This is a genomic window from Arthrobacter sp. Dra40, assembly GCF_059091905.1.
In genome coordinates, this window is the sequence record NZ_JBNHHB010000062.1 from 1 (window position 1) to 22,250 (window position 22,250).

The 22,250-nt window shown below is 64.4% G+C and carries 18 protein-coding genes; 2 read left to right on the forward strand and 16 right to left on the reverse strand.

Annotation, left to right across the window (positions count from 1 at the left end; all coding sequences use genetic code 11):
• Nucleotides 1–42: 42 nt before the first annotated feature.
• The 6 genes from AC5RWT_RS20535 to AC5RWT_RS20560 form a co-directional block, all read right to left on the reverse strand.
• A complete protein-coding gene (locus AC5RWT_RS20535; RefSeq protein WP_494081779.1) occupies nucleotides 43–804 on the reverse strand; it encodes an alpha/beta hydrolase family protein in 762 nt (253 codons plus the stop codon).
• A gap of 109 nt (nucleotides 805–913) precedes the next feature.
• Nucleotides 914–3,304, reverse strand: coding sequence for a bifunctional salicylyl-CoA 5-hydroxylase/oxidoreductase (locus AC5RWT_RS20540; RefSeq protein WP_494081780.1), 2,391 nt, complete (start codon nucleotides 3,302–3,304; stop codon nucleotides 914–916).
• Between the two features lie 23 nt (nucleotides 3,305–3,327).
• The gene (locus AC5RWT_RS20545) at nucleotides 3,328–4,974 is read right to left on the reverse strand and encodes an AMP-binding protein (protein WP_494081781.1); all 1,647 of its coding nucleotides are present in this window, start codon (nucleotides 4,972–4,974) and stop codon (nucleotides 3,328–3,330) included.
• Nucleotides 4,975–5,071: 97 nt separating this feature from the next.
• Nucleotides 5,072–5,980, reverse strand: a complete 909-nt coding sequence (locus tag AC5RWT_RS20550; protein ID WP_494081782.1) for an acyl-CoA thioesterase — start codon at nucleotides 5,978–5,980, stop codon at nucleotides 5,072–5,074.
• Nucleotides 5,977–6,459, reverse strand: a complete 483-nt coding sequence (locus AC5RWT_RS20555; protein WP_494081783.1) for a cupin domain-containing protein — start codon at nucleotides 6,457–6,459, stop codon at nucleotides 5,977–5,979. The genes AC5RWT_RS20550 and AC5RWT_RS20555 overlap by 4 nt, the downstream gene beginning before the upstream one ends.
• 35 nt (nucleotides 6,460–6,494) lie before the next feature.
• A complete protein-coding gene (locus AC5RWT_RS20560) occupies nucleotides 6,495–7,406 on the reverse strand; it encodes a fumarylacetoacetate hydrolase family protein (protein WP_494081784.1) in 912 nt (303 codons plus the stop codon).
• 137 nt (nucleotides 7,407–7,543) lie between these two features.
• Here AC5RWT_RS20560 and AC5RWT_RS20565 point away from each other — a divergent pair, with 137 nt between their 5' ends.
• The gene (locus tag AC5RWT_RS20565) at nucleotides 7,544–7,960 is read left to right on the forward strand and encodes a RidA family protein (RefSeq protein ID WP_494081785.1); all 417 of its coding nucleotides are present in this window, start codon (nucleotides 7,544–7,546) and stop codon (nucleotides 7,958–7,960) included.
• 98 nt (nucleotides 7,961–8,058) lie between these two features.
• Here the strand turns inward: AC5RWT_RS20565 and AC5RWT_RS20570 are convergent, their stop codons facing one another.
• The 6 genes from AC5RWT_RS20570 to AC5RWT_RS20595 all read right to left on the reverse strand — a co-directional run bounded on the left by AC5RWT_RS20570 (nucleotide 8,059) and on the right by AC5RWT_RS20595 (nucleotide 15,422).
• The gene (locus AC5RWT_RS20570) at nucleotides 8,059–9,717 is read right to left on the reverse strand and encodes a thiamine pyrophosphate-binding protein (RefSeq protein ID WP_494081802.1); all 1,659 of its coding nucleotides are present in this window, start codon (nucleotides 9,715–9,717) and stop codon (nucleotides 8,059–8,061) included.
• A 172-nt stretch (nucleotides 9,718–9,889) separates the two neighbouring features.
• Nucleotides 9,890–11,242, reverse strand: a complete 1,353-nt coding sequence (locus tag AC5RWT_RS20575; RefSeq protein ID WP_494081786.1) for an MFS transporter — start codon at nucleotides 11,240–11,242, stop codon at nucleotides 9,890–9,892.
• 198 nt (nucleotides 11,243–11,440) lie between these two features.
• Nucleotides 11,441–12,316, reverse strand: coding sequence for a PaaX family transcriptional regulator (locus AC5RWT_RS20580; RefSeq protein ID WP_494081787.1), 876 nt, complete (start codon nucleotides 12,314–12,316; stop codon nucleotides 11,441–11,443).
• Nucleotides 12,313–12,771: an acyl-CoA thioesterase gene (locus tag AC5RWT_RS20585; RefSeq protein WP_494081788.1), complete on the reverse strand. Its 459-nt coding sequence runs from the start codon at nucleotides 12,769–12,771 to the stop codon at nucleotides 12,313–12,315. Before AC5RWT_RS20585 ends, AC5RWT_RS20580 begins: the two co-directional genes overlap by 4 nt.
• A 93-nt stretch (nucleotides 12,772–12,864) precedes the next feature.
• Nucleotides 12,865–14,337 (reverse strand): MFS transporter, encoded by a 1,473-nt coding sequence (locus AC5RWT_RS20590; RefSeq protein WP_494081789.1) that lies wholly within the window; start codon nucleotides 14,335–14,337, stop codon nucleotides 12,865–12,867.
• A complete protein-coding gene (locus AC5RWT_RS20595; RefSeq protein WP_494081790.1) occupies nucleotides 14,334–15,422 on the reverse strand; it encodes an MBL fold metallo-hydrolase in 1,089 nt (362 codons plus the stop codon). Before AC5RWT_RS20595 ends, AC5RWT_RS20590 begins: the two co-directional genes overlap by 4 nt.
• Nucleotides 15,423–15,626: 204 nt before the next feature.
• On the opposite strand from AC5RWT_RS20595, the gene AC5RWT_RS20600 reads away from it, so the two are divergent.
• On the forward strand, nucleotides 15,627–16,112 hold the full coding sequence (locus tag AC5RWT_RS20600; protein WP_494081791.1) for a cupin domain-containing protein: 486 nt from the start codon (nucleotides 15,627–15,629) through the stop codon (nucleotides 16,110–16,112).
• A 107-nt stretch (nucleotides 16,113–16,219) separates the two neighbouring features.
• On the opposite strand, the gene AC5RWT_RS20605 is transcribed toward AC5RWT_RS20600, so the two are convergent.
• The 4 genes from AC5RWT_RS20605 to AC5RWT_RS20620 form a co-directional block, all read right to left on the reverse strand.
• A complete protein-coding gene (locus tag AC5RWT_RS20605) occupies nucleotides 16,220–17,053 on the reverse strand; it encodes a PaaX family transcriptional regulator (RefSeq protein WP_494081792.1) in 834 nt (277 codons plus the stop codon).
• Between the two features lie 382 nt (nucleotides 17,054–17,435).
• Nucleotides 17,436–18,029, reverse strand: a complete 594-nt coding sequence (locus AC5RWT_RS20610) for a short chain dehydrogenase (protein ID WP_494081793.1) — start codon at nucleotides 18,027–18,029, stop codon at nucleotides 17,436–17,438.
• 60 nt (nucleotides 18,030–18,089) lie between these two features.
• Nucleotides 18,090–20,990, reverse strand: a complete 2,901-nt coding sequence (locus AC5RWT_RS20615; RefSeq protein ID WP_494081794.1) for an FAD-binding and (Fe-S)-binding domain-containing protein — start codon at nucleotides 20,988–20,990, stop codon at nucleotides 18,090–18,092.
• A gap of 29 nt (nucleotides 20,991–21,019) precedes the next feature.
• Nucleotides 21,020–22,174, reverse strand: coding sequence for a Glu/Leu/Phe/Val family dehydrogenase (locus tag AC5RWT_RS20620; RefSeq protein ID WP_494081795.1), 1,155 nt, complete (start codon nucleotides 22,172–22,174; stop codon nucleotides 21,020–21,022).
• Between the last annotated feature and the right edge of the window lie 76 nt (nucleotides 22,175–22,250).

Below are 22,250 nucleotides of genomic sequence, written 5' to 3' on the forward strand. Positions count from 1 at the left end.
GCTGCCCGAACGCTTAGGGGAAAGACCATGCAATCCTGGCTGTCAGGGCCTAGGGCGGGCAGAATTCTTCTCAGTAACCACACGGACTTGGTTCTGCATCCAGGCCAGCACATCCGACCAGTGCCCGGCGCGGGGATCGATGAGCTGAACGTGGTCCATCCCCGGTTGTTCCGAGAGCTCAACCTCCAGGCGGGTAGCGCGTGCCTCACGTACATAATCGCGAGAGTGCGCGATCGGTACTCGAAGATCGGCATCTCCGTGGACCACCAAGGTGGGCGCGCCGACTTTGGGCTGCCGCAGCGGCGACGCATCACGGTACAAATCGTCGCGGCCAGCGCCGTAGTATTCGACGACGGCACCTTCCGCCAGGTTTTCTTCGTATGTTCGGGCCACGTCCGTGACAGGCGCTAGCGCAACCAGCGCGTTAACTGGCGCGTCCGACAGCAGGACCAGTTGCCCGCCCACCGAATGACCGATGGCGATCCGCGGTCCGGGCATCTCCTGCGCCCAGGCACTTTCGGTGACCGCACGGATTGCCGCATCAACGTCCTCGTGCGGTTGTGGCCACTGGCTCTCCGCCGCTCCGCGGCGGTATTCAATGTTCGCCACCGCCCATCCACGGGAAGTCAGGTCGGCCGCCAGTGGCTCCATCAGCGAGGCATCAAACTGGGCACGCCAGTAGCCGCCGTGCACGAGCAAAGCTAAGCCGACGGGGGCATGGCCGGCTGGATTCCAGCACACAGCGTGCTGGGAGGCGTCCGGCCCGTAGTAGATCGTCTGAGTTTCTTCAGCGGGTGTGCTCACTTAACCTTCCCTTCCGCCTTGCTGCACTGGCGGATAAAAGAATGCGGATGACGGTTGGCCCGGGCGGTTACCCGGGCCAACCGTCATCAGTAACCAGATGTCAGGGACCTTAGCCTGCCAGTGCGGGCTCAGCCGGACGCAATGGCTTCCACCGTAGGTGCGAGTTGCCCTCTGACTCGTTGACCTCTCGCATCAGGGAGAGTCGCGGGCGGACCGCATCCGTGCGAGCGCTCGGCGGTTTGCGGCGTCCAGCCCGGAATTGTGGAATCCAGGCAACGCCGTCGCCCCGGTAGTCCTGCTCCGCAGCTGCATGCAGCGTCCAGTGCGGGTCATACAGGTGTGTCCGTCCCAGAGCGATCAGGTCGGCGCGGCCTGCCAGCAGAATCGAGTTCGCGTCGTCGTACGTGGAAATCGCTCCCACCGCGATAACAGCGATGCCCGCGGGAACGGCGACTTCCTGTCGGATTCGGTCCGCATACGGCGTCTGGTAGCTGCGGCCGAACTGCGGCTTCTCCCCCTTGGCGATCTGGCCGGTGGATACATCGATTCCATCGGCGCCGTGGGCCGCAAACGCCTGGGCGAACTGAACAGCTTCGTCCAGAGTATTGCCGCCCTCGAACCAGTCGGTCGCCGAGATGCGCACGGTCAGCGGTTTGTCGGCAGGCCAGGCTGCACGGACGGCGTCGAAGACCTCAAGCGGGAAGCGCAAGCGGTTTTCAACGCTGCCGCCGTACTCATCAGTCCGCTGGTTGGCCACCGGGGACAGGAAGGACGAGAGCAGGTAGCCGTGCGCCGCGTGCACCTCCAATAGGTCGAATCCAGACTCATCTGCCCGTTGTGTGGCGGCGACAAAGTCTGCGACGACCTTGTCCATCCGGGCGCGATCCATCTCCAGCGGAACCTGGTTGTCCGGTCCGTAGGGCAGCGGTGACGGGCCTATGACTTCCCAGTTGCCCGCCTCCAGCGGCTGGTCGATGCCTTCCCACATCAGCTTCGTGGACGCTTTGCGGCCGGCGTGACCGATCTGTGCGCCGAGCTTGGCTTCGGAATGTCCGTGGACGAACTCGACGATTTCTTTCCAGGCGTCGCGCTGTTCGTCCGTGTACAGTCCCGTGTCGCCCGGAGTGATACGGCCTTCCGCCGAGACGCAAACCATCTCGGTCATGACCAGGCCGGCGCCGCCCATGGCCTTACTGCCCAGGTGCACCTTGTGGAAGTCGGACGGCATCCCATCGGTCGCGGAATACATGTCCATGGGCGAAACCACGATGCGGTTCTTCAGCTCCAAGCCGCCGATGCGGTACGGCTGGAACATTGCCGGCGCGACGGAATCCAGACCCTGCGAGGCGGCGAAGTGTTCCTCCACTTTCAGGGCGAATTCCGGGTCGCGCAGCCGCAGGTTGTCCTGCGTGATACGCCGGCTGCGGGTGAGCAGGTTGAAGGTGAACTGGACCGGGTCCTGCTGTGTGTATTGGCCCACGCGTTCAAACCACTCAAGTGATGCCTGCGCGGCGCGTTGGGTAGATTCGACGACTGGCCGCCGCTCGGTCTCATAGGCTCCCAGCGCCGTCTCCAGGTCCTGGTGTTCGTGGAGGCAGGCCGCCAGGGCCAGGGCATCCTCCATGGCCAGTTTTGTGCCGGAGCCGATAGAGAAGTGTGCGGTATGCGCGGCGTCGCCGAGCAGCACCACGTTGCCGTGCCGCCAACTGCTGTTTCGGACCGTGGTGAAGTTCAGCCACTTGGAATTGTTGGCCAGTACTTGGTGGCCCTCGAGCTCGTCGGCAAAGATTGCACGGATCTTCGCAATCGCTTTTTCATCGGAGACGCCGGGGGCAAACACCTCGTGCTCGGTTTCATCGAAGCCGGCCGCACGCCAGACGTCCTCGGGCATCTCCACGATGAACGTGGAGCCCTGATCGGAGAACGGGTAGCCGTGGATCTGCATGACCCCGTGCTCGGTCTCCTTGATGAAGAACTTGAAGGCTTCGAAGACCAGATCGGTGCCCAACCACATGAATTTGTTGGGCCGCGGATCTAGATTGGGGCCGAACGAGTCTGCGTACTTGGAGCGGATCTGGGAGTTCACGCCATCTGCTGCCAGCACCAGGTCGTAGCCGGATTCGAGTTCCTCTACCGGGGGCGCCAGGGTGGAGAAGCGCAGGTCAACACCGAGTTCCGCGCAGCGGTGCTGCAGCAGTTCGAGCAGTTCTTTGCGGCTCATCGCAGCGAAGCCTTGGCCGCCCACGGCGATGGTTTCGCCCTGGTAGTGAATGTCGATGTCCGACCAGCGGGCAAAACGGCGGCTCATATATTCGGCCACCACCGGGTCCGCGTTACCGATCCCGCCCAGGGTTTCGTCGGAAAACACCACGCCGAAACCGAAGGTGTCGCTGGCCGCGTTGCGCTCCCAGACCGTTACCTCGTGCGTCGGGTCCAGTTGCTTCATCAGGGCTGCGAAGTACAGGCCGCCGGGGCCGCCTCCCACAATTGCGATTTTCATGTCAGTTGTCCTTCCGGTCTGGTCTACGCCGGGCTTCCGGCCAGGTCTGCGCCTTGTCCGGCCTGCTCGCGGAGTTTGAAGTGCTGAAGCTTTCCGCTGGGGTTGCGCGGCAGTTCGGTCACGAACCTGATGTCCCGCGGGTATTTGTAGGGGGCAATGGTTGCCTTGACGAAGTCCTGGATGTCCTTGCGTGTGGCGTCGTCGCCAACCGCACCGTCGCGCAGCACCACGAAAGCGCATACCACGCTGCCTCGCTCCGGGTCCGGACGGCCGATCACGGCGTTCTCCGCCACGGCCGGATGCTGGTCAATCGCCGCTTCCACCTCGGGGGCCCCGATGTTGTAGCCGGAAGAAACGATCATGTTGTCCGACCGGGCCTGGTAGACAAAGTAGCCTTCCTCGTTGCGCAGAAACGTGTCGCCGGTGATGTTCCAGCCGTTCTGCACGTAGTTTGCCTGCCGGGGGTCGTCCAGATAGCGGCATCCAGTCGGACCGATGACGGCCAGCTTCCCGGGCTGGTTTACCGGGGCTTCGTTGCCGTCGTCGTCCAATACCTTGGCACGGAAACCGGGGATGGCAATGCCTGTGGCGCCCGGGCGGATGTCGTCTCCGGCGGCGGAAATGAACACGTGCAGCATCTCCGTGGAACCGATCCCGTTAACCAGGGAGAGCCCGGTGGCCGAATGGACCGCCTCCCAGGTCTCCCGGGGCAGGTGCTCCCCTGCCGACACCGCGATGCGCAGCCCCTGGAGGAGGTCCGCGCGACCCTCCTTCAGGATGGCGCGGTAGGCGGTGGGTGCCGTGAAAAGCACGGTAGCGCCAGCATTGGCTGCATGTTCCGCCAACTGCACCGGGGTGGCCCGTTCGGTCAGGAGCGCGGACGCCCCAAACCGCAGCGGGAATACCACCAGCCCGCCCAGCCCGAAGGTGAACGCCAGAGGCGGAGATCCCGCGAACACGTCGTCGGCCGTGGGCTGCAAGATGTACCGGGCAAACGTATCCGCGTTAGCCAGGATGTCACGGTGGAAGTGCATGGTGATCTTGGGTGCGCCGGTCGTACCCGAGGTCGGCCCCAGCAGTGCAACGTCATCCGCCGCCGTGGCTACGTCGTCGAACTCTCCGCTCTTGGCAGCGCACCGTACGGTGAGGTCATCAGGGTCGTCGGCCCCGTAGGTCATGACGGCGATGCCCTCCCCCACCGCCTCAGCAAGCCCATCAGCAAAGCGAGCATCGCTGATTGCAGCCGAGGGACGCGTCAGCTGGCAGATGGTGGCAACTTCACTGGCGCGCAGCACCGGCATGGTGGTGACGACGACGGCGCCGGCCTTGAGCACGCCCAACCATGCCGCCACCAGCCATGGGTTATTGGGGCCGCGCAGCAGTACGCGGTTGCCCGGCACCACACCGAAATCTTCGGTGAGCACCTGCGCCACTTGGTTGGCGCGCTGCTGCAGTTGGCCGTAGCTCCATGTCTGGCCGTCCGGAGTGTGCAGGGCGGGCCGGCCGCTCCCGTAGGCGGCTACGGCCTCATCGATGAGGACCGTGGCAGCGTTGAGACGGTCCGGATACTGCAGTTCGGGAAGGGTGAATTCCAGGATTGGCCACTGCTCGGCGGGCGGCAGGTGGTCGCGCGTGAACGAGTCCACATGAGCTGACGGGGACAGTTCCATGGCGTTCCTTTCGGAGAGAAGAGTGGGCGGGGAGATGAAGGAGCGGGGTACCGGGCCAGTCCGGAGGCAAGTGGATGACCCATCTGCCTCCGGCAGCTCAGCGTGCTGCGCGGATCATGCCTTCCTGGGCTACGGTGGCCAGCAGGCGGCCATCGCGGTCGAAGAACCGGCCGGTGGCCAACCCCCGGTTGTGCTGGCCGGAGACCGCTTCCTGGGCATACAACACCCAGTCGTCGGCACGGCCGTCGCGGTGGAACCACATGGAGTGGTCCAGGCTGGCGGTCACCAGTCCCGGCTCTGCCCAGTAGTGCCCCTGCGCCCGCAGGATCGGCTCGAGGATGGTGTAGTCGCAGACATAGGCGAGCGCGGTGCGGTGCAGGTCCCGGGTCGCGCGGTCATCGGCCTGGTCGGGCAGCTGCGTGAACGCCTTCACCCACACCGCCTGCTGCGGCACCTGCTCGCCCTCGACGCGCACGTACACCGGGCCGGGGACATGCCGCATGTCGAAACTGCGGCCATGGGACCAGTAGGCCGCGGCGTCGCCCTCGACGCCCGTCAGGACCTCGGCGGCGCTGCGCAGCGAGTCGGGGTCGACGGTGGCGGGCATCTGCGGCTGGAACTCCGGGCCGTCTTCGGGCACGTGAAAGGAGCCCATGGCGGCATACACGGTCTTGCCACCCTGCCAGCCGCGCACGCTGCGGGTGGAATAGCCGCGGCCATCCCGCAGCTTCTCCACCTCGTAGCGGACGACGGCGCCGATATCCACCGGCCGCATGAAGTAGCTGTGCATCGAGTGCAGCTGCCGGTCATCGGTGACCGAACGCATCATGGCCGCGGCGGCCTGGGCGACCATGTCGCCGCCGTAGGCCTTGGGCCACGGCACGTACTGGGTCGTCGCCTCGTAGGCCTCGTCGTGGACCTGGGGTTCGACGGCCGTCAGTTCGACGGCCTTGAGGAACGTCTCGGCCGTGGGAACCTGGGTCTTGGAGGTGCTTGCGGCGTTCATGCCCGGCGGTATCCTTCCAGCGTTTCGTCCGGAACCTCGTCCAGGTTGACCACGATGTTCTCCGGCGTGCGCGCGGTCAGCCAGACCAACTCTTCGGTGACCGACATGTTTGCTTCCACATGCGGCATGAACGGCGGAACGAAGACCCAGTCACCGGCCTTCATGTCCAGGTACTCGGAGTAATTTTCGCCAAAGTAAATCCGGCCGTGGCCGCGCAGGACGTAGCCACCCGTCTCCGCCTCACCGTGGTGGTGCGGCAGTGAGCGGTAGCCCGGGACGTTGGAGACCTGCCCAAACCAGATCTTGGTGGCCGGGGTGTGCTGGATGGAAACACCCGAGACCCGGACGCAGTCACCGGACTGCGCCGTGTTGGTGTCCTCGCTCCCCGCGCGGGTGACAACCGGGACGACTTTGCCGTCGGCGCCTGCGTAGATCGAGTTGTCGCCTTCGGTGCGGTATTCCGTGGTCGCATCAGTCATGATCGTTCTCCTTCTGGGGGGGGTGGATTGGTGGGTTACGCGCGGGCGGTTGACGCCGCCGTCGTTGTGTCGCCGAAGAGCGGTGCGGGCTGTTGCCTGACGCCGGCCGGTCGGATCCGGACACGGTTCTCCAGCCGCCCGATGCCGTCGATCTCGGTGACGAGCACATCGCCGTCGGCCAGGAAACGCGGCGGGGTCATACCCATGCCCACGCCCCCGGGGGTGCCGGTCAGGACCACATCGCCCGGGCGCAGCGTGGTGAACTGCGAAATGTAGGACAAAAGCCGGGCCGGCCCGAACACCAGAGTCCGGGTGTGGCCGCGCTGAACCAGTTCGCCGTTCACGTAGCCGCGGACCTCCACTCCGGTTCCGTCGAACTCGTCGGCGGTAGCCAGCACCGGTCCCAGCGGAGTGCTCGCGTCGAAAGCTTTGCCTTGGAACCACTGCAGGGTCCGGCGCTGCCAGTCGCGCATCGAGACGTCGTTGGCCACGGTGTAGCCGGCAATGGCGGCCTCAGCCTGGTCCTCGTCGGCTCGGGTCAGGGTGGCCCCCACCACTACCGCCAGCTCGGCTTCCCAGTCAACGTTCTCACTGCCGGCCACCGTGAGTTGGTCCTCGGGACCGGCCAGGGTGTCTGCAAACTTAGCGAACAATGTAGGGTACTCGGGCAGTTCGCGGCCCATCTCCTGGATGTGGTCGCTGTAGTTGAGACCGCAGCAGACCACCTTGCCCGGACGCGGCACCACGGGTGCCAGGTCCCTGTCCGGGACGCGGACGACGTCGGTGCTTGCCGCAGTGCGCACTGCCTCCTCGGCCTGCGCCCGCCAATCAGGGACCGCCAGCAAGGCTCCCACATCGGACGCCGGCAGCGGCAAATAAGCGCCGGCCGCCATTTGGACGGCAGCCCTGGTTCCGCCCGGACCGGTTCGCAAGGTGGCTAGTTTCATGCGCTATCTCCTTCATATTTCGATGTGTCGACTTTTTTACGGCCGTCACATATGCTCAACGTACACGATCGAATGGATCTGCACCAGAGTTTTTTGCAAGCTAACGAAAACCGATACCAACGCCAAGGAGAGAGCAGATGAGCAACCAGTCAGCCGTCGGCAACCGCACCATCAACCCGGCTTCGCTGCCCAAGCCGTCCGGCTATGCGCACGGGATTCTGGCCGGAAACACGGTCTTCCTGGGCGGCCAGACCGCGCTGGACAAGGACATGAAGATTGTCCCTGGCGGGATTGTGGAACAGTTCCGCCAGGCGTTTTCCAACGTGCTCGTCACGCTGGAGGAAGCCGGAGGACGGCCGGAAGATCTGGTCAGCGTGACCATCTACCTCACCGATGTGGACGACTACCTGGCCAACGGCCGGGAAATCGGGCGCCTCTGGCGGGAGATGGCCGGGACAGAGTATCCGGCGATGGCCGGCATCGGCGTCTCGCGGTTGTGGCAGAAGGAAGCGCTGATCGAGATCCAAGGCGTCGCGGTGATCCCGGAGCGCTGAGTCAAAACGCAGAGCCATGAGGTGTGGGAGGGCGGAGTTTTTCCGCCCTCCCACACATTTTCAACCGTGGCCGACCTCGCCGTCGGCAGCGCCGTCGGTCAATGCCCCTTGAAGGCCTCGGCAAGCCACCAGGCACCGCCGTCGGAGGCGATCCGCGCATCGATGACCAGCGGGGTGGCCCGCGGACCGGCCAGCCACGCCGAAACCGCCGCCAGATCGGCGAGACCGGTAACGGTGACGGCCTCGGCCCCATACCCCCTTGCTATCGACGCGATGTCCACCAGCGGGAACCGGACCACTTCAAGATCCTCGTCACCCACGTCGAAGTGATGGACCTCGGCCCCGTAAGCCGAATCGTTGTAGACGATGACCACCAACGGAATCCGCTCCCGCACCGCGGTCTCCAGGTCCGCGATCCCCATCAGGAAGCCGCCGTCCCCGGTGCCCAGGACCGGCAGCCGGTCCGGGCGGGCTGTGGCGGCGCCGATGGCAGTCGCGAGCCCGAGGCCGATGGACTGGAACGCCTGGGTGAAGCAGAATCCGAAGTGGTCCGGCACGGACAGGTAACTGCTGGGGTAACCCATAAAGTTTCCGGAGTCGATGGACACAAGCCGGTCAGCAGGGAGGATGTTGTCCAGCTCCCGACTGATGACCCGCGGGTCGACGACCTCATCAGTGGACAGGTCTTCCGTTGCCACGGAGTTCCAGCGGGCGTGGGCCGAGATCTGCGCGGCCATCTCCTGGGTACGCAGTCCGGTGGCCTGGTAGCCTTCGGCCTGCAGTACTTCAAGGACGGACTGGGCCGTTTCGGCGCTGTCCCCCAGCACGCCCAGTTCGATGGGCCGGTTGGCGCCGAGCGCCGAGTCCTCCAGGTCGACCTGGACCACCTGGGCATTCGCCCCGATCAAGGACCCGTGCCGCATGGTCCACATGTTCAGCGCGCAGCCCCAACCGACTATCAAATCCGCGCTGCCGATAGTTTCCGCAGTAAACGGGGAGGAAAATCCCCCGGATATGCCGAGATTGAACGGATCCCCGGCGAAGAGCCCATGCGCCACCGCGGAGGTCGCCACCAGCGCCCCGGAGGCGGCGGCAAGTGCCGAAAGCTGCAGACCGGCGCCCCGGGCGCCGCGTCCGGCGACAAAGACAGGACGCTGAGCGCCACGAATCAGTTCGGCCAACCGCGAGACGGATGCAGCGGCCGGACGGACAGGCTGCGGCACCGGGAAGGGTTCAACCTCGGGCAATTCGGCGGGCACATCTGCCGCTTGGATATCCGTGGGCAGCGAAAGCACTACGGTCCGGCGTTCGTTAACAGCGGTGCGGAATGCCCGGACCGTGTCGGCCACGGCACTCTGCGGCGAATGGATGCGTTCGGCGACGGCACCGACACTGCGTGCCAAGGCATCTTGATCTATCTTGAAGTTGGAGCGGATGGCCGAGGCTGCAGTATCCGCTGTCAGCACGATCATGGGCGTGCGGCTCTTGGCAGCTTCCCCGATTCCGGTGACGGCGTTGGTCAGCCCGCAGCCTTGATGGGTGGAGACTATGCCTACCCTTCCTGACATCCGCCCGTACGCATCGGCCATGGTCGCTGCGCCGGCTTCGTGCCTGGCGGCGGTGAACGGAACGCCGTGGCGGCGCAGCGCATTGGTCACGGTGAAGTTGCCGCTGCCGACCACCCCGAAAACGTGACCGGCCCCCAGCCGTGCCAGGGTATAGCCGACGAGTTCTGCGACGTTGGCGGGTGGGCGGATCCCTGTTTGCGGGCGTGGCTGCCGGTGGTTGTTGGTCGTAACGGTCAAGACGTCTCCCTTCAGATGCGGGACCGTCCCGGCGGCGCCGGATCGGTCCCGCAGTGGCGATGTACATGCCGGAAATGCCTCGGCCCTGACCGGCACCGAGGCATTTCCGCGCTAAGCAGTTCGGCTAGCGGCCGCTGACCTCGGCGGTTTCCCCGCCAAGCTTCGTGGACGGCACGGGTGAAATACGTTTCGGGATCATTGCAACAGCTGCTGCCGCGAGAACGGCAATTCCGGCGAAAATGATGAAGTTCCACTCGAAGGGCAGAGCGGCGCTCCCGATCCATCCACCAATCAACGGACCGGAGATGGCTCCGATACGGGCGAAACTCAACGCCCAGCCGGTGGCAGTGGCCCGCACATGTGCGGGGTAGTAGTCGGCGATATAGCCGGTCAGCACCAGCGAGGTCGAGATGGAGCCGATGCCGGCGAACGCCACGAACAGGAGATTGACCACCATATTTCCGGGGAAGATCAGCAGAATGATGCCCAACCCACCGAGGAGGTAGAAGACCACCAGAATGAGCTTCTGTCCGTACTTGTCGGCAGCCCTGCCCAGGGCCAGCCCGCCCGCAGCCGAGGCAAGGCTGAACACCAGCAGGAAGGTCAGGGAGGAGCCGAGGTCGTAGCCGGCGGACTTCATGATGGAAGGCAGCCAAGTGTTCAGCCCATAGACCAGGACCATGCCGCAGAAGAGCGAAATCCAGAAGAATACCGTGGAGCGCAGATAGCGGGCTGAGAACATCGTGCTAATGGTCCGCCACCAGGGGTCGGCCTTGCCCTCTTCGACCGGCTTTATTGGCATGGACGGCACATAGGGTTCGATCCCAAGCCGACCGGCCAGAAGCTCGGCCTGCCGCCGCTTGCCGGTGGCCTCCAAGTAGTCGAGTGACTCGGGCAGCAGCTTGGCGATAATCGGCAAGAGGATAACCGGCAGGGCGCCGATCGCGACCACCCAGCGCCATCCGGCCACCGGGAGCAGGAAGAGTGCCATCAGCGCCGCGGCAACGATGCCGAGCGAGTAGCCGGAGTACATGAGTCCGTAATTGTAGGAACGCTTTTTCGGAGCCGAATACTCGATAGTCAGCGCGGCGGCAACGGGGATGACGCCTCCCATGCCGAGGCCACCAATGAGCCGGAAAATGCCGAAGATTTCCGGCGTGGGGGCCAGCGCAGCACCCGCTTGCGTCAGGGTGAAGATGACCATGGAGACCAGGAGCATCTTCTTGCGGCCGTACATGTCGCTGAGGGTGCCGATAAACAGGGCACCGATGAGCATCCCGACCAACGCGTAGGCCCCGAGTCCGCCGAGCTCCAACGGCGTCAGGTCCCAGGCACGGTATTCCGCGAGCGCGGGAAGCACAGCACCAAGGACGCCGACGTCGTAGCCTTCGGCCAGGATGGCCAGCCAGCAGCAAAACAGCACCGTTTTCGTTGTCTTGGCCGGCACCCTGAAGGTGGGTGGGGGCGTAGTTTCCATTCGGGTCTCAATTCATCATTCGGGGACCAAGTGGGAGCTCTGCTGGACGAGCAAGACAACCGGCTGGCCGTTCGTTCGTCCCGCCATTGGCGTATGTTGCCAACTTTACGAGCGTCATACCAGCACAACATAACACAGTGTTGTGACGGGCGTCACGAGTTTCCGGATGAATGGTGAAGAAAGTAAAACCGTGCGGTCTCAGGCCGCTGCGGTGTCCGCTGCCAGAGTCTGGGCATGGGCCTCGGCCAGCGGTCCGATGAGTCGATGGACGCCGAAGAAAGTCTCCCGCGCGTCCGGGCCGCGCCAGCCGTCGGGCAGGTATTTCAGCGGCAGTCCGGGATCCCGGTAGGGCAGCCGCCGCCACAGCGTCAGCATGGGCACGTAGTAGCGGAAAGCGTCCCGCCTGGCGACAGCATCAGACGCAGCCAGGGCTTTCGCTGGATCGTCACCGACGCGTTCCGTCCATGCCGCCAGTGATCCGCCGTAGTAGTCCAGGAATTCATCGATCTGGGCCGCCAAGGCGTCCAGGTCCCACCACTGCGCCACCTTGGTCCTCATGTCCGGCCCTTCCGAGTATTCACCCGTGAAGAATTCCACGTACTCGGCCAAACCGCGGTCTTCGAGCCGTCGCCGGGCGCTCTCCCGGACAGCCGCCGGAGCGATCCACACCCCCGCCGACATGGACCCGAAACCCAGCCGGGCCAGTTCGGCGCGCAGCTGGTGCCGGCGTTCGCGCAGCGACTCCGGCACCGAGAAGATCGCGAGCACCCATCGGCCGTCCGGGTCTCCGCGGTGCGGCGCGAAAATCCGCTCGTCGCCTTCCTGCACCATCTCCAGCGAGCGTGGCGACAGCTCGTATCGGGCCGCTCCCCCGCTGCGAACACTGTTGAGCACACCCTTGGCCTTCATCCTGGAGACCGCCGACCGCACTCCCGGGGCGTCGTGTCCGAGGTCGCCCAGCATGTCAATCAGCACGGAGACGGGCAGCGCGGATCCGCCTCGCCGCCCGTACAGACCGTAGATGGTGAGGATTAACTGCTGGTGCTGCAGTGGCGGCGCTGGAATCTCCATCATGCCTTCAGGATTCCCGCGTCCGTGGGCTGAACGGCGGCGCCGCAGATGGCGGCGCGCATGTGGTCAGGCCACGGCTGCGCGCCGTCGCTGTCAGCCGGAACGTACACGGTGGTGAACGTTCCGTGGGCCGCCAGCCCGCCCGGCGACTTCTCATGCGGGTGACCGTTTACCTCGAACGCGAAGGTCAGCGAGGTCCGGCCCAACTCCTGCACGGACAACCGTGCGGTCACCCGCTGGCCGAACCACAACTTGGCCCGGTAGTTGATTACTTGCTGCACCCGCGGGGCGCTGGGAAAGTAATCGGGCAGGCCCAGCTGGCGGAACAGTTCGGCCTCAGCCGCCTCCACCCACCGCATGATCACGGAATTGTGCTGGTGGCCGGACGCGTCGGTATCGACCCACTCGACGGTGCGTTCGATGCTGACGCCCGGCAGGCCGCCGTCGTTCCTCTCCATGGTGCTCCCTTCACTGCAAACCACATCCATCTTATGGCGCATCGGTGACGGAGCGTCCTGCCCGGTCGATACACGACGGCGGCCTGCCGCTGTTTAACCGTTGAAGACGAACCGCTGCTGCAGCCGGTTAGCCGTGCGGTCCGGGTTCAGCATGATCACACTCAGAATCCCGACCGCGACAAGGTAGATCCCGATCATCCAGAATGCCGAGTTCATCCCCGCAGCCAGCCGGGCCGCCATCTCGCCGGTATCGGCTACACCCTTGGGTCCTATGACATAGCCGGCACGGTCCATCAGCCGGCCGACCATGGCCGGAGCGATCACGCCACCGAGAGAGGCCAAGCCGGTCAAAGTGGCCATCACGGCACCACGCTGCTTGGCACAAACGCTGAAGGCCAAGGCCGTCGGAGCCAGCGGAAAGACCAGCGCCAGACCCGCGCCCAGCGTCACAAAGACCACCGCTGCCGGGCCGCCGACCTGCGGCAGCACCAGGAAACACACACCCGAACACAGCAGCGATGCCCCGAACAACGCCCCGAGTGCCCAGCGAACGGTCACACCGCGCTGCATGAGGAACCGGGACGTGTAGCCAAGCACCAGCAGCGCCAGTGCACCGAGGACCCACGGGAACGTGGAGACCAGCCCGATCATCTCGGGAGAAAGCTCGACGACCGACGCGAGGTATTTCGGCGACCAGGTGGTCAGGAACCCCTGCGCCCAGAAGCAACCGGCTCCCGCCAGAACAGCGCAAAGGAACATACGAGTGCCGAGCACGCGTCGGATCGGGACGATCTTGAGCAGGTCCGAACGGTCAGCAATACTTGCAGTCGCGGGAGCGGGTGCAGTTCGCTCCTCCGCTGCGGCCGCAGCTACAACAACTGGCTCCTCGCCGCCCGCCTTGGCAGTCGCGGAAGTGGCAGTGTGGCTATAAGGACCTTCGCGCCCGATGAACAGCCAGGCAAGCGACCACAGCAATCCCACGATTCCCAGAAACCCGAACGCCCAGCGCCAGCCCAGATCCGGATGCGCGATGATCCCCGCCAGCATCGGGGCTGCAATGATCGGCCCTAGCGTGGAGCCAATGGCGACCAAGCTACTGGGCAGTCCCCGCTCTTTGGCCGGGAACCAGCCGTGGACGTGCTGCAGGCTGATGGGAGTGGCCGGACCCTCCGCAGCGCCCAGGATAATCCGGGTAACCAGCAGGACGGCAGCACCGCCGCCGAAAAGCATCGGGAACTGCAGCACCGCCCAGGAGATACCCATGGCCAGCAGGATCCAACGCGTCGGCACCTTGCCGGCCAGGAAGCCCACGGCCACGGCAGCTGCCGCGAAGAGAAAGAAGAAGGCGCTGCCGATGAAGCCGAACTCGCCGGCGCTCAGGTTGAGCTCCTGCATTACGGGCGCTGCAACCAGGCCGAGCACCGCCTTGTCCGCGAAGTTGATGATTTGAAAAACCACCAGCGCCCCGGTGACCAGCCAGGCCCGCCGATTCATCCGTCCGTACCGGACGGCGGCCCGGAGGGTATGCGGCGGGATCACGTTCTCCTGCTGGACTTGCTCGCTCATGCCCCCACCCCCACGGTCTGGGCTGCGGCCACAACCTTCGCTGCCCCGGCCACTGACGGTGTACCAACCGGGAACCGCGGTGGCAGAACGAAGACGTCATTGTCTTCGGCCACATCCACCGGACCACCGAAGTCGGCGGCAGCGGCATCCCGCATCTTCTGTGTGTCAGCCGCGCCGGGCGTGTTCGGCACCACGTGGTGCAGCACCAGCCGACCCACACCGGCACGTGCGGCTACCTTGCCCACTTCGGTGTAGGGGGTGTGCGATTCACGCAGGTGAGTTTCTATGCCGTCGCGGGTCGGCCCGTCCGGGAAAGTCGCCAGAATGGCTTCCAAATCCATGACCTCGTGCAGCAGTAGCTCCGCCCCCTGTGCGAGCCGGATGCAGTTCTCCGAATAGGCGGTATCGCCCGATACCACCACCGACCCGTACGCCGAGTCGAAGCGGTAGGCGAAGGCCGGGAAACACAGCCGGTGATCCACCAGAATGGCGCTGACGGTGACTTTGTCGTCCCGGTAGATCTCGAAGGGCTCCATCTCGGGATGCCGGTTGTGCACGGGGTCTGCAGCCGCCGACGCCGGTATTTCAATGTCTGCGGCAACCACCCAGTCGTTCGGGTCGGCGCGCCCTTCATCGGCCATCCGGATGCAGATATCCGAAGCGAATACCTTCTCCAGCAGCGCGTCAACCATCTCGCGGGTACCTGTCATGCCGCGGTTGCCGAGCCGGGTGCTGACCTGCCCTGCATGCTCCTCGTCCAGGGCCGGCACGCGCTCCGGACGGCCTGGACCCAGGATCTGGATCTGCCGGCTGAAGGACTCCCCCGGCACTTGCCACCCGGTGACCAGGAACGAGCCCAGATCGTACACGTGATCGGAGTGATGGTGGGTCAGGAAAATTCCGCGCAGTTCGCCCCAGGTGGAGCTGGATCGGTAGTTGCGGATGCTGCCCATTCCGCAGTCCACCACGTAGACGGCGTCGTCTACGCGAATGGCGGTACTGGTTCCGGCGCGGCTGCTGGAGACAATGGGACCGCCTCCAGTTCCCAGCGTGTGAACGCTCATTCCTTGCGGTGTTGTAGCCATGTGTGCCCTCTTTCCTTCGGTAGGTGGGCGGGAAAAGAGCCGCCCGAAAGGTGATGTGGCGGCGTCGTAACGTGCTCCGGCGGTGCGGGATTTGGAGCGTGACACACATCATATGGAGCTACTTTTACGATCGCAATACCTATTGCATATCCACTGTGAGCCTGCCATGCTGGCTGCACAGTTCGTTCAACGAAAGGAGCCGCCATGCAGGCGCAACAGGATCAGGAAATCGTTCTGGGAGACCTACCCAAGGGCATCACTCTGGCCAGCGAAGCCATGGGCAATAAGACCTGGAACGTCCTAGGCCACACCTATTTGGCCAAGTCGGAAAGCGCCACCAGCTTTGCGTGGCTGTCGCTGGATCCCACCGGAACCGGTGTGCCCCCGCACGTCCACCCCACCCAGGACGAGCACATCTATGTGATGGAAGGCGTCTATACCCTGTACCTCGATGGCGAGTGGACCACCGCAGGCCCGGGCGACACCGTCCGCATGCCCCGGGATCTGCCGCACGCGTACTACAACAAGGGAGAGACCCCGGGCAAGGCTCTCTTCTGGGTCAGCCCCTCGGGCCGGCTGGCGCAACTGTTCGACCAACTGCACAACCTCAGCGATCCGGAAGAAGTTGTACGCCGTTCGGCGTTGCACGACGTGAACTTCCTGCCCGAGGGCAGCGTTCCCGGCGCGTAATCCACGTATCAGCGGCCGGGCCAGTCTCGGAAGAATGACGCCGGTGCCCTGCCCCCTAGGAGGGCACCGGCATCGGTGCTCATCCGCAATACCGGTACCGAACTAGCTCAGCGAAGTACCGCTCCCAACAACTCACGTGCATGGTCGGCCGCCGGAGCACGGAGGATGCCATCCAGGGTGAGGAACACCTGCTTGGCTTGCGGGGCCTTCCAGCCTTCAGGCAAGTATTCGAAGGGCAGGTTTGGGTCCCGATAGGGAAACCTTCGCCACTGAGTCAGCATCGGCACGTACAAGCTGAAAGCTTCGCGCGGTAGCGGCCCCTCACCGCTTCCGATCCGCCGCTGCCACTCATCTGCCAACGGCGAGTAATAATCCAAGAAATCCTGATACTGACGCTCGAGCAGGGCGAGGTCCCACCACTGTTGCACCTGCTCGCGGATATTGCCGTCCTTGAGGTAGTCGCCGGCAAAGTACTCTGTGTAGCGGTCAAGATCGCGGTCAGCCAGCCGGCGCATGGCCTGCTGCATCACCGTGGACGGCGCGATGGCCACGCCTGCTGCCACAAACCCGAAGCCCAGGCTGGTCAATTCTGCGCGCAGTTCATACCGGCGGTTTCGCTCGGCCTCGGGCACGGAAAATACCACCAGCGCCCACGGATCCTCCGGCCGTGAACGCTCCGGCGCGAATATTCGCTGGTCGTCGGAGTGGAAGATGTCCAGCACGCCTTCGGAGAGCGCGTATTCGGACACTCCGTCGGTCCGCCGGCCGGACAGCACACCCTTGGACTTTAACCGGGAAATCGTCGACCGCGCCGCCTGGCCCTCCACGCCCAGGTCCGCCAGCATGGCTACAAGCACGGAAACCGGCAACCACGCTCCGGCGCCTCCCGCGTAGAGACCGTAGAGCGTGACCAGCAATTCTTGCAGCTGGGGGCGTTGCATCGGTGGCGCCATGGCTGGAACCGGGTCCTCCTCTTGAGCGGGCACTCCTACTACTCGGTGCGTCTCCCATCCTAAGTCGGCGACCCTTATCGGCTGCGCCCGGCGGCAGCGGCGGTCGGATAGCTTGTCGCGTGAGCGCTCCCGACCGTGATGAGCACCCATCGTGCAGGCGATCGCGCGCCAGTAGACTACCCGTTTTGCCTCATCCCTACTGCGACCTCCGCGGTAGTTGTATCGGCCCTGGACCCGCTCCTTCCGGCGCTGACGATGTACGCCCCGGTGATGGCCGCCGTCGCGGCGTTAGTAACGGCGTGGTTCCTGCGCAAGGACGAGCACTGCCTGCAGAAAAGGGGCGTGAGCGCACACTCGTAGTCTCGCGTACTCAGTCGAGCGAAAACACGCGTCCCGTCTGGATTCCTTCCACGGACTTAACATATGCCTGTCCCACAGCATGGGTGGGGACGCGGGAGAAGCCGGGAAAGTATCCGTGGTAGGCGGTGGCCTCTTCCAGTACTGAAGGGCTGACTGCGTTAATGCGAAGTCCACGGGGAAGTTCAGCGGAGGCCGCCATGACGAAGGATTCGAGAGCACCGTTGGCGAGTGACGCCGCCACCCCGGTCTTGATCGGTTCGCGCGCCAGGACTCCGGTCGTCAGAGTGAAGGAGCCGCCGTCGCTCAAATACTCCGCACCCAGGCGGACCAGGTTGACTTGCCCTAAGACTTTGTCGTGGAAACCATCAGCGAAGTCCTGGTGTGAGAGCTCCTCAAGAGGCTTAAAGGGGACGGCGCCGGTGCATGCCACAATCGCATCAACTTGTCCTATCTCGTGGAACAAACTGGAAATTGATGTCGCCTCGGAGAGGTCTACCTGCATTTGCCCTGACCGGGACGCCTCGATCACTTCGTGGCTTTCGGACAGGGCCTTCGCCGCCGCCCTGCCCAACCGCCCGCTGGCCCCGACAATTAGGATTTTCATTTATTGGCCTTCCCGTTATTGACGTGCAAGATAGTCGTCCTGAAATTCGAATTTGGGCGGTCATTGTTGGGGCAGTCGACCGCCAGAAACTGATTGCGCGGCTCCTTGGGTGGAGGAAGGCTGCTTGTCGAGTGCGTCTGCAATGACCTGCACCAGGTGCCGGGAGTCCAAACCCGCCAGATCCGCGACCTGGGTGCGGCAGCTGAAGCCATCCGCCAGAATGGCCCGGTCCGGTTCGGCCGCAGCGGCCCTCAGGATTCCGTCCTCTGCGATCTTGGCCGAGATCTCGTAGTGGCCCTTCTCCATACCAAAATTGCCGGCCAAACCGCAGCATCCGCTGGAGACTTCGACATCGCACCCCATCGACTGCAGCAGAGCAAGGTCCTTCTGGTATCCCATAACCGAATACTGATGGCAGTGTGGCTGGACAAGCAGCCTCTCCGCTGCGGCCGGGGGCGTCCAACCGATCGACCCGAGAAATTCTGCGACGGTCTTGGTAGCACGGGATACTTCCAAACTCCGCGGGTCCTCCGGAAGCAGTTCAAGAAGGTCGGAGCGGAGAACCGCTGTGCAGGACGGTTCGAGACCCACGATCGTGCGGCCGGCTTTTACCTGCGGGTGCAACACATCGAGGGTCTTCGTTAGTTTGGCCTTGGCAGCCGTCAGCTGCCCTGTGGTGATTAAGGTCAGACCGCAGCACGCGCCAGGACCGGCAAGTTCCACATCGCAGCCCGCCGCCCTGAGCACTTTCATGGCGTCAAGGGCAACCTTTGGGGCGAGGGCGTCAGAGAAGGAATCAACCCAGAGAAGCACGGGATGTTCCGCGGTTTCCTCGGGGAGGTTCAACGCGACGTTAGACCGGGAGGCGGACGTCGGGGCCATGGGAGCGGCATCCAACGCCCGAAAAGGCCTCGCCGGGAAGACCGGCAGTCCCCTTCGTGGATCAGCTCCAGCCATCCGCATCATTATTCTCCGCAGTGGTGCCACTCGGCTGACCGTGTTGATGAGGGGTCCGAACGGACCAATGAGCCGCAACCACTGCGGCAGCCTGCCAAATGTGTAGTGAGCCAAGGGACGCAGCTTGCCCTTGTACGTTTGATGCAAGGCTTCCGATTTATACATAGCCATGTCGATACCCGTGGGGCAATCATTGGCACAGGCCTTGCAGCTGAGGCAGAGATCCAAGGCATCGTGGACCTCAGAGGACGACCAGCCAATCTCAACTATCCCGCCGTTCAGCATTTCCTGAAGCACGCGTGCCCGTCCTCGGGTGGACTGTGCCTCGTCCTGTGTCGCTTGGAACGAGGGACACATGAATCCTCCGTCCCGGCGTAGATCGGCTCTGCACTTCCCGACGCCTACGCAGCGGTGCAGCGTATCAGTGATGTTCCCGCCGTCGTGCGCAAAGGCGAAGCCGTCACTGGCTAGGAGGTTGATGGCCTGCGGCCGGCGCAGCGATGCGTCCAGCGGATCCGGTTCGACGACAACGCCGGGGTTTAACAGCCCCTTGGGATCGAAAAGCGTCTTGAAGGTGGCGAATGCCGTGATTGCCTCTGGGGAGTACATGGTGTGCAGGAGTTCGCCGCGCGCCCGCCCGTCGCCGTGCTCCCCCGAGAGCGAACCGCCGTAGCGAGCCACTAGCCGGGCGGCCTCGGTGAGGAAACCACGCATAGCCCCCCCGTCGCTTGCAAGGGGAAAATCAATGCGTAAATGGACGCAGCCGTCACCAAAGTGTCCGTAGGCCAGTCCGGAAAGATTCCGGCTGTCCATGAGGGCCGCCAGATCGCGCAGATAGTCGCCCAGATGCTCGGGAGGGACTGCCGAGTCCTCCCACCCGGGCCATGCCTGAGCTCCAGAAGCGGTGCGGCCTGCCAGCCCTGCTCCGTCGGATCGGACTTGCCAGAGCCGCTTTGCCTCGGGACCGGACGGCAGCACGACTGAGTCAAGGGCACCGGCATCACGAACCAGCGCCTGTGCCGCTGCGACGGCCTCCGCGTCATCCGCCCCGCCGACCTCCACCATGAGCCAGCCGTTGCCCCTCGGCAGTGTGGGCATGGTCGCGCCGCGGGGCGAGTTGCGGATCGTCTCGACCAGTGCGGCATCCAGCCCTTCCAAAGCCAGCGGCTTGTGTGGCAGGAGGGCAGGCACCGCGTCTGCGGCGCTGGCCATGTCAGGGTAGCCTAGTACTGCCAGAGCTGGTGCGGCCGAACGCGGCACCAAGTCCACCTCTGCTTCCAGGATGATGCCGCAGGTCCCCTCAGTGCCGGCGAGCGCGGCGGGGATGTTCCAGCCGTTCTCCGGCAGCAGGTGCTCAAGACTGTAGCCCGAAATCTGGCGCCCGAAGCGGCCAAATTCCGTCCTGATCAGTCCCAGGTTCGCCATCACGAAATCCTTGAGGCCTGGTACGGACTCCAAGGAGTCCTGGCCCGCGGTGAGTTCAAGGACTTCACCGGTCCCCGTCAACCAGCGAAGCTTCCTGACGTTGTCGGCTGTACGCCCATAAGCCAAACCGTGGGGACCGCAGGCGTTATTGCCGATCATTCCGCCAAGTGTGCACCGGTTAGCAGTGGACGGATCCGGACCAAATCGCAGTCCGTGGACCGCCGCGGCGGCCTGCAGATCTGCCAGCACCACCCCCGGTTGAACAACAGCGGTGCGTGACTGCGGGTCGATGGACACCACCCGATTCATATGCCGGCTGACATCAAGCACAAGACCAGGCCCCACTGCATTGCCCGCGCAAGAAGTGCCGCCGCCGCGGATGGTGACAGGCAGCCCGTGGTGCGCCGCAATGCGCACGGCGGCAACGACGTCGTCCTCTCCCCGCGGAAGGGCGACCACCTGCGGCGGAATCCGGTAGTTGGATGCATCGGTGCTGTACTGGGCCAGCCGTCCACTGTCAGCTGAGACCTCGCCGTCCAACGCCTGTTCCAATTCGCGGACCACGGCTTGAATGTTCATGGTGTCCCTTCTTCTCCGGTCATCGGGCCCTAAGCGGGAACGACCCCGGCGCGCAGAGACTTGCCCCGCAGCTCCATCGCGCGCTTCACCCGTTCCTGCGCCAGGCCCCGCGCCGCCTCGTGGCTGGTCCCCCCGCGACGTTCAGTTTCCTCCAGAACCTGCACTGCGTTAGCGCGCAACTTGGTGGAAACCGCCTCAAATATCTGGTCGGTCTCGGGCCGGAACGCCGAGTAACGGGCATCCATCGCGAACGCTGCACTGACCACGCCGCCGGCGTTGGCTATGAAGTCGGGAACAACCGTAACTCCCGCATTGAGCAGGACGGTCTGCGCCGCCGCATTAGTTGGCAGATTCGCACCTTCGACCAACAGCCGGCCTTTAATGTCGGCGGCGCTGGATTCGTCAATCACGTCCTGAAGCGCGGCTGGGACCACAATGTCCGCGTCGACGAAGAGTTCCCTCCCGGCCTCGATTTTCAGCTCGGGGACGGCACTGACGAAGGCATCGCCGAGATCGCGGCGCAGCTCAAGCAGGGCGGGAACGTCCAGCCCGTTCGGATTATGGAGCGCTCCGGCTGCCGTAGATACCGAGACCACCTGATAGCCCAGCCGGTGGAGTCGCTCCGCTGCGGCGTGGCCCACCGCCCCGAAGCCTTGAAGGGCAACGCGCTTCCCTGACAATCCGATCGCCGCAGCGGCCTCGTCGACAACCTCGGCGATGCCGTAGCCGGTAATCCCGAGCTGATCGTAGGGGATGCCGCCGAGATCGTAGGGCGTTCCCACCGCCGCTCCGCGGTCGCCGAGCTCGTCGTTGATGATAGCCGCGTCATTCTCCGTCAGGCCCATGTCGAGCCCAAAGACATATTCTTCCGGCACCTCGTTGCTCAGCCGGCGTACGAATGCCCGGAGAATCTCCTCCTTATGCGGCGAGGCGGGGTCGGCCTGGATGCCGGCCTTCGCGCCACCGTAGAAGAGGTCAACGCCCGCCCATTTCCACGTCATGACGCGCGCAAGTCGGGCGATTTCCTCCACCGACACCGTGGGCTGCATCCTGGTGCCGCCCTTCCCAATACCACGGGAAGTGTTGTCGATCACCAGGACGCCTTTCATCCCGGTCTTCGCATCGCTAACAGCGACAATCTTTTCCGGTCCCCACTCGTCCATCATGTCGAACACGTTGGCCACGGTGCTTGCTCCTTCGGTGTATCTGTTTCCTGAACCGGCTGCCGCCGGGAGGCACCCGAGGTACGACGACGACGCA

Excerpts from the sequence above, each read along its gene's own strand:
- AC5RWT_RS20540 (WP_494081780.1), bottom strand. The coding sequence starts at position 3,304 with ATGAAAATCGCAATTGTGGGAGGCGGCCCCGGCGGCCTGTACTTCGCA.
- AC5RWT_RS20545 (WP_494081781.1), bottom strand. The coding sequence starts at position 4,974 with ATGGAACTGTCCCCGTCAGCTCATGTGGACTCGTTCACGCGCGACCAC.
- AC5RWT_RS20550 (WP_494081782.1), bottom strand. The coding sequence starts at position 5,980 with ATGAACGCCGCAAGCACCTCCAAGACCCAGGTTCCCACGGCCGAGACG.
- AC5RWT_RS20555 (WP_494081783.1), bottom strand. The coding sequence starts at position 6,459 with ATGACTGATGCGACCACGGAATACCGCACCGAAGGCGACAACTCGATC.
- AC5RWT_RS20560 (WP_494081784.1), bottom strand. The coding sequence starts at position 7,406 with ATGAAACTAGCCACCTTGCGAACCGGTCCGGGCGGAACCAGGGCTGCC.
- AC5RWT_RS20565 (WP_494081785.1), top strand. The coding sequence starts at position 7,544 with ATGAGCAACCAGTCAGCCGTCGGCAACCGCACCATCAACCCGGCTTCG.
- AC5RWT_RS20575 (WP_494081786.1), bottom strand. The coding sequence starts at position 11,242 with ATGGAAACTACGCCCCCACCCACCTTCAGGGTGCCGGCCAAGACAACG.
- AC5RWT_RS20580 (WP_494081787.1), bottom strand. The coding sequence starts at position 12,316 with ATGATGGAGATTCCAGCGCCGCCACTGCAGCACCAGCAGTTAATCCTC.
- AC5RWT_RS20585 (WP_494081788.1), bottom strand. The coding sequence starts at position 12,771 with ATGGAGAGGAACGACGGCGGCCTGCCGGGCGTCAGCATCGAACGCACC.
- AC5RWT_RS20590 (WP_494081789.1), bottom strand. The coding sequence starts at position 14,337 with ATGAGCGAGCAAGTCCAGCAGGAGAACGTGATCCCGCCGCATACCCTC.
- AC5RWT_RS20595 (WP_494081790.1), bottom strand. The coding sequence starts at position 15,422 with ATGGCTACAACACCGCAAGGAATGAGCGTTCACACGCTGGGAACTGGA.
- AC5RWT_RS20600 (WP_494081791.1), top strand. The coding sequence starts at position 15,627 with ATGCAGGCGCAACAGGATCAGGAAATCGTTCTGGGAGACCTACCCAAG.
- AC5RWT_RS20605 (WP_494081792.1), bottom strand. The coding sequence starts at position 17,053 with ATGCAACGCCCCCAGCTGCAAGAATTGCTGGTCACGCTCTACGGTCTC.
- AC5RWT_RS20610 (WP_494081793.1), bottom strand. The coding sequence starts at position 18,029 with ATGAAAATCCTAATTGTCGGGGCCAGCGGGCGGTTGGGCAGGGCGGCG.
- AC5RWT_RS20615 (WP_494081794.1), bottom strand. The coding sequence starts at position 20,990 with ATGAACATTCAAGCCGTGGTCCGCGAATTGGAACAGGCGTTGGACGGC.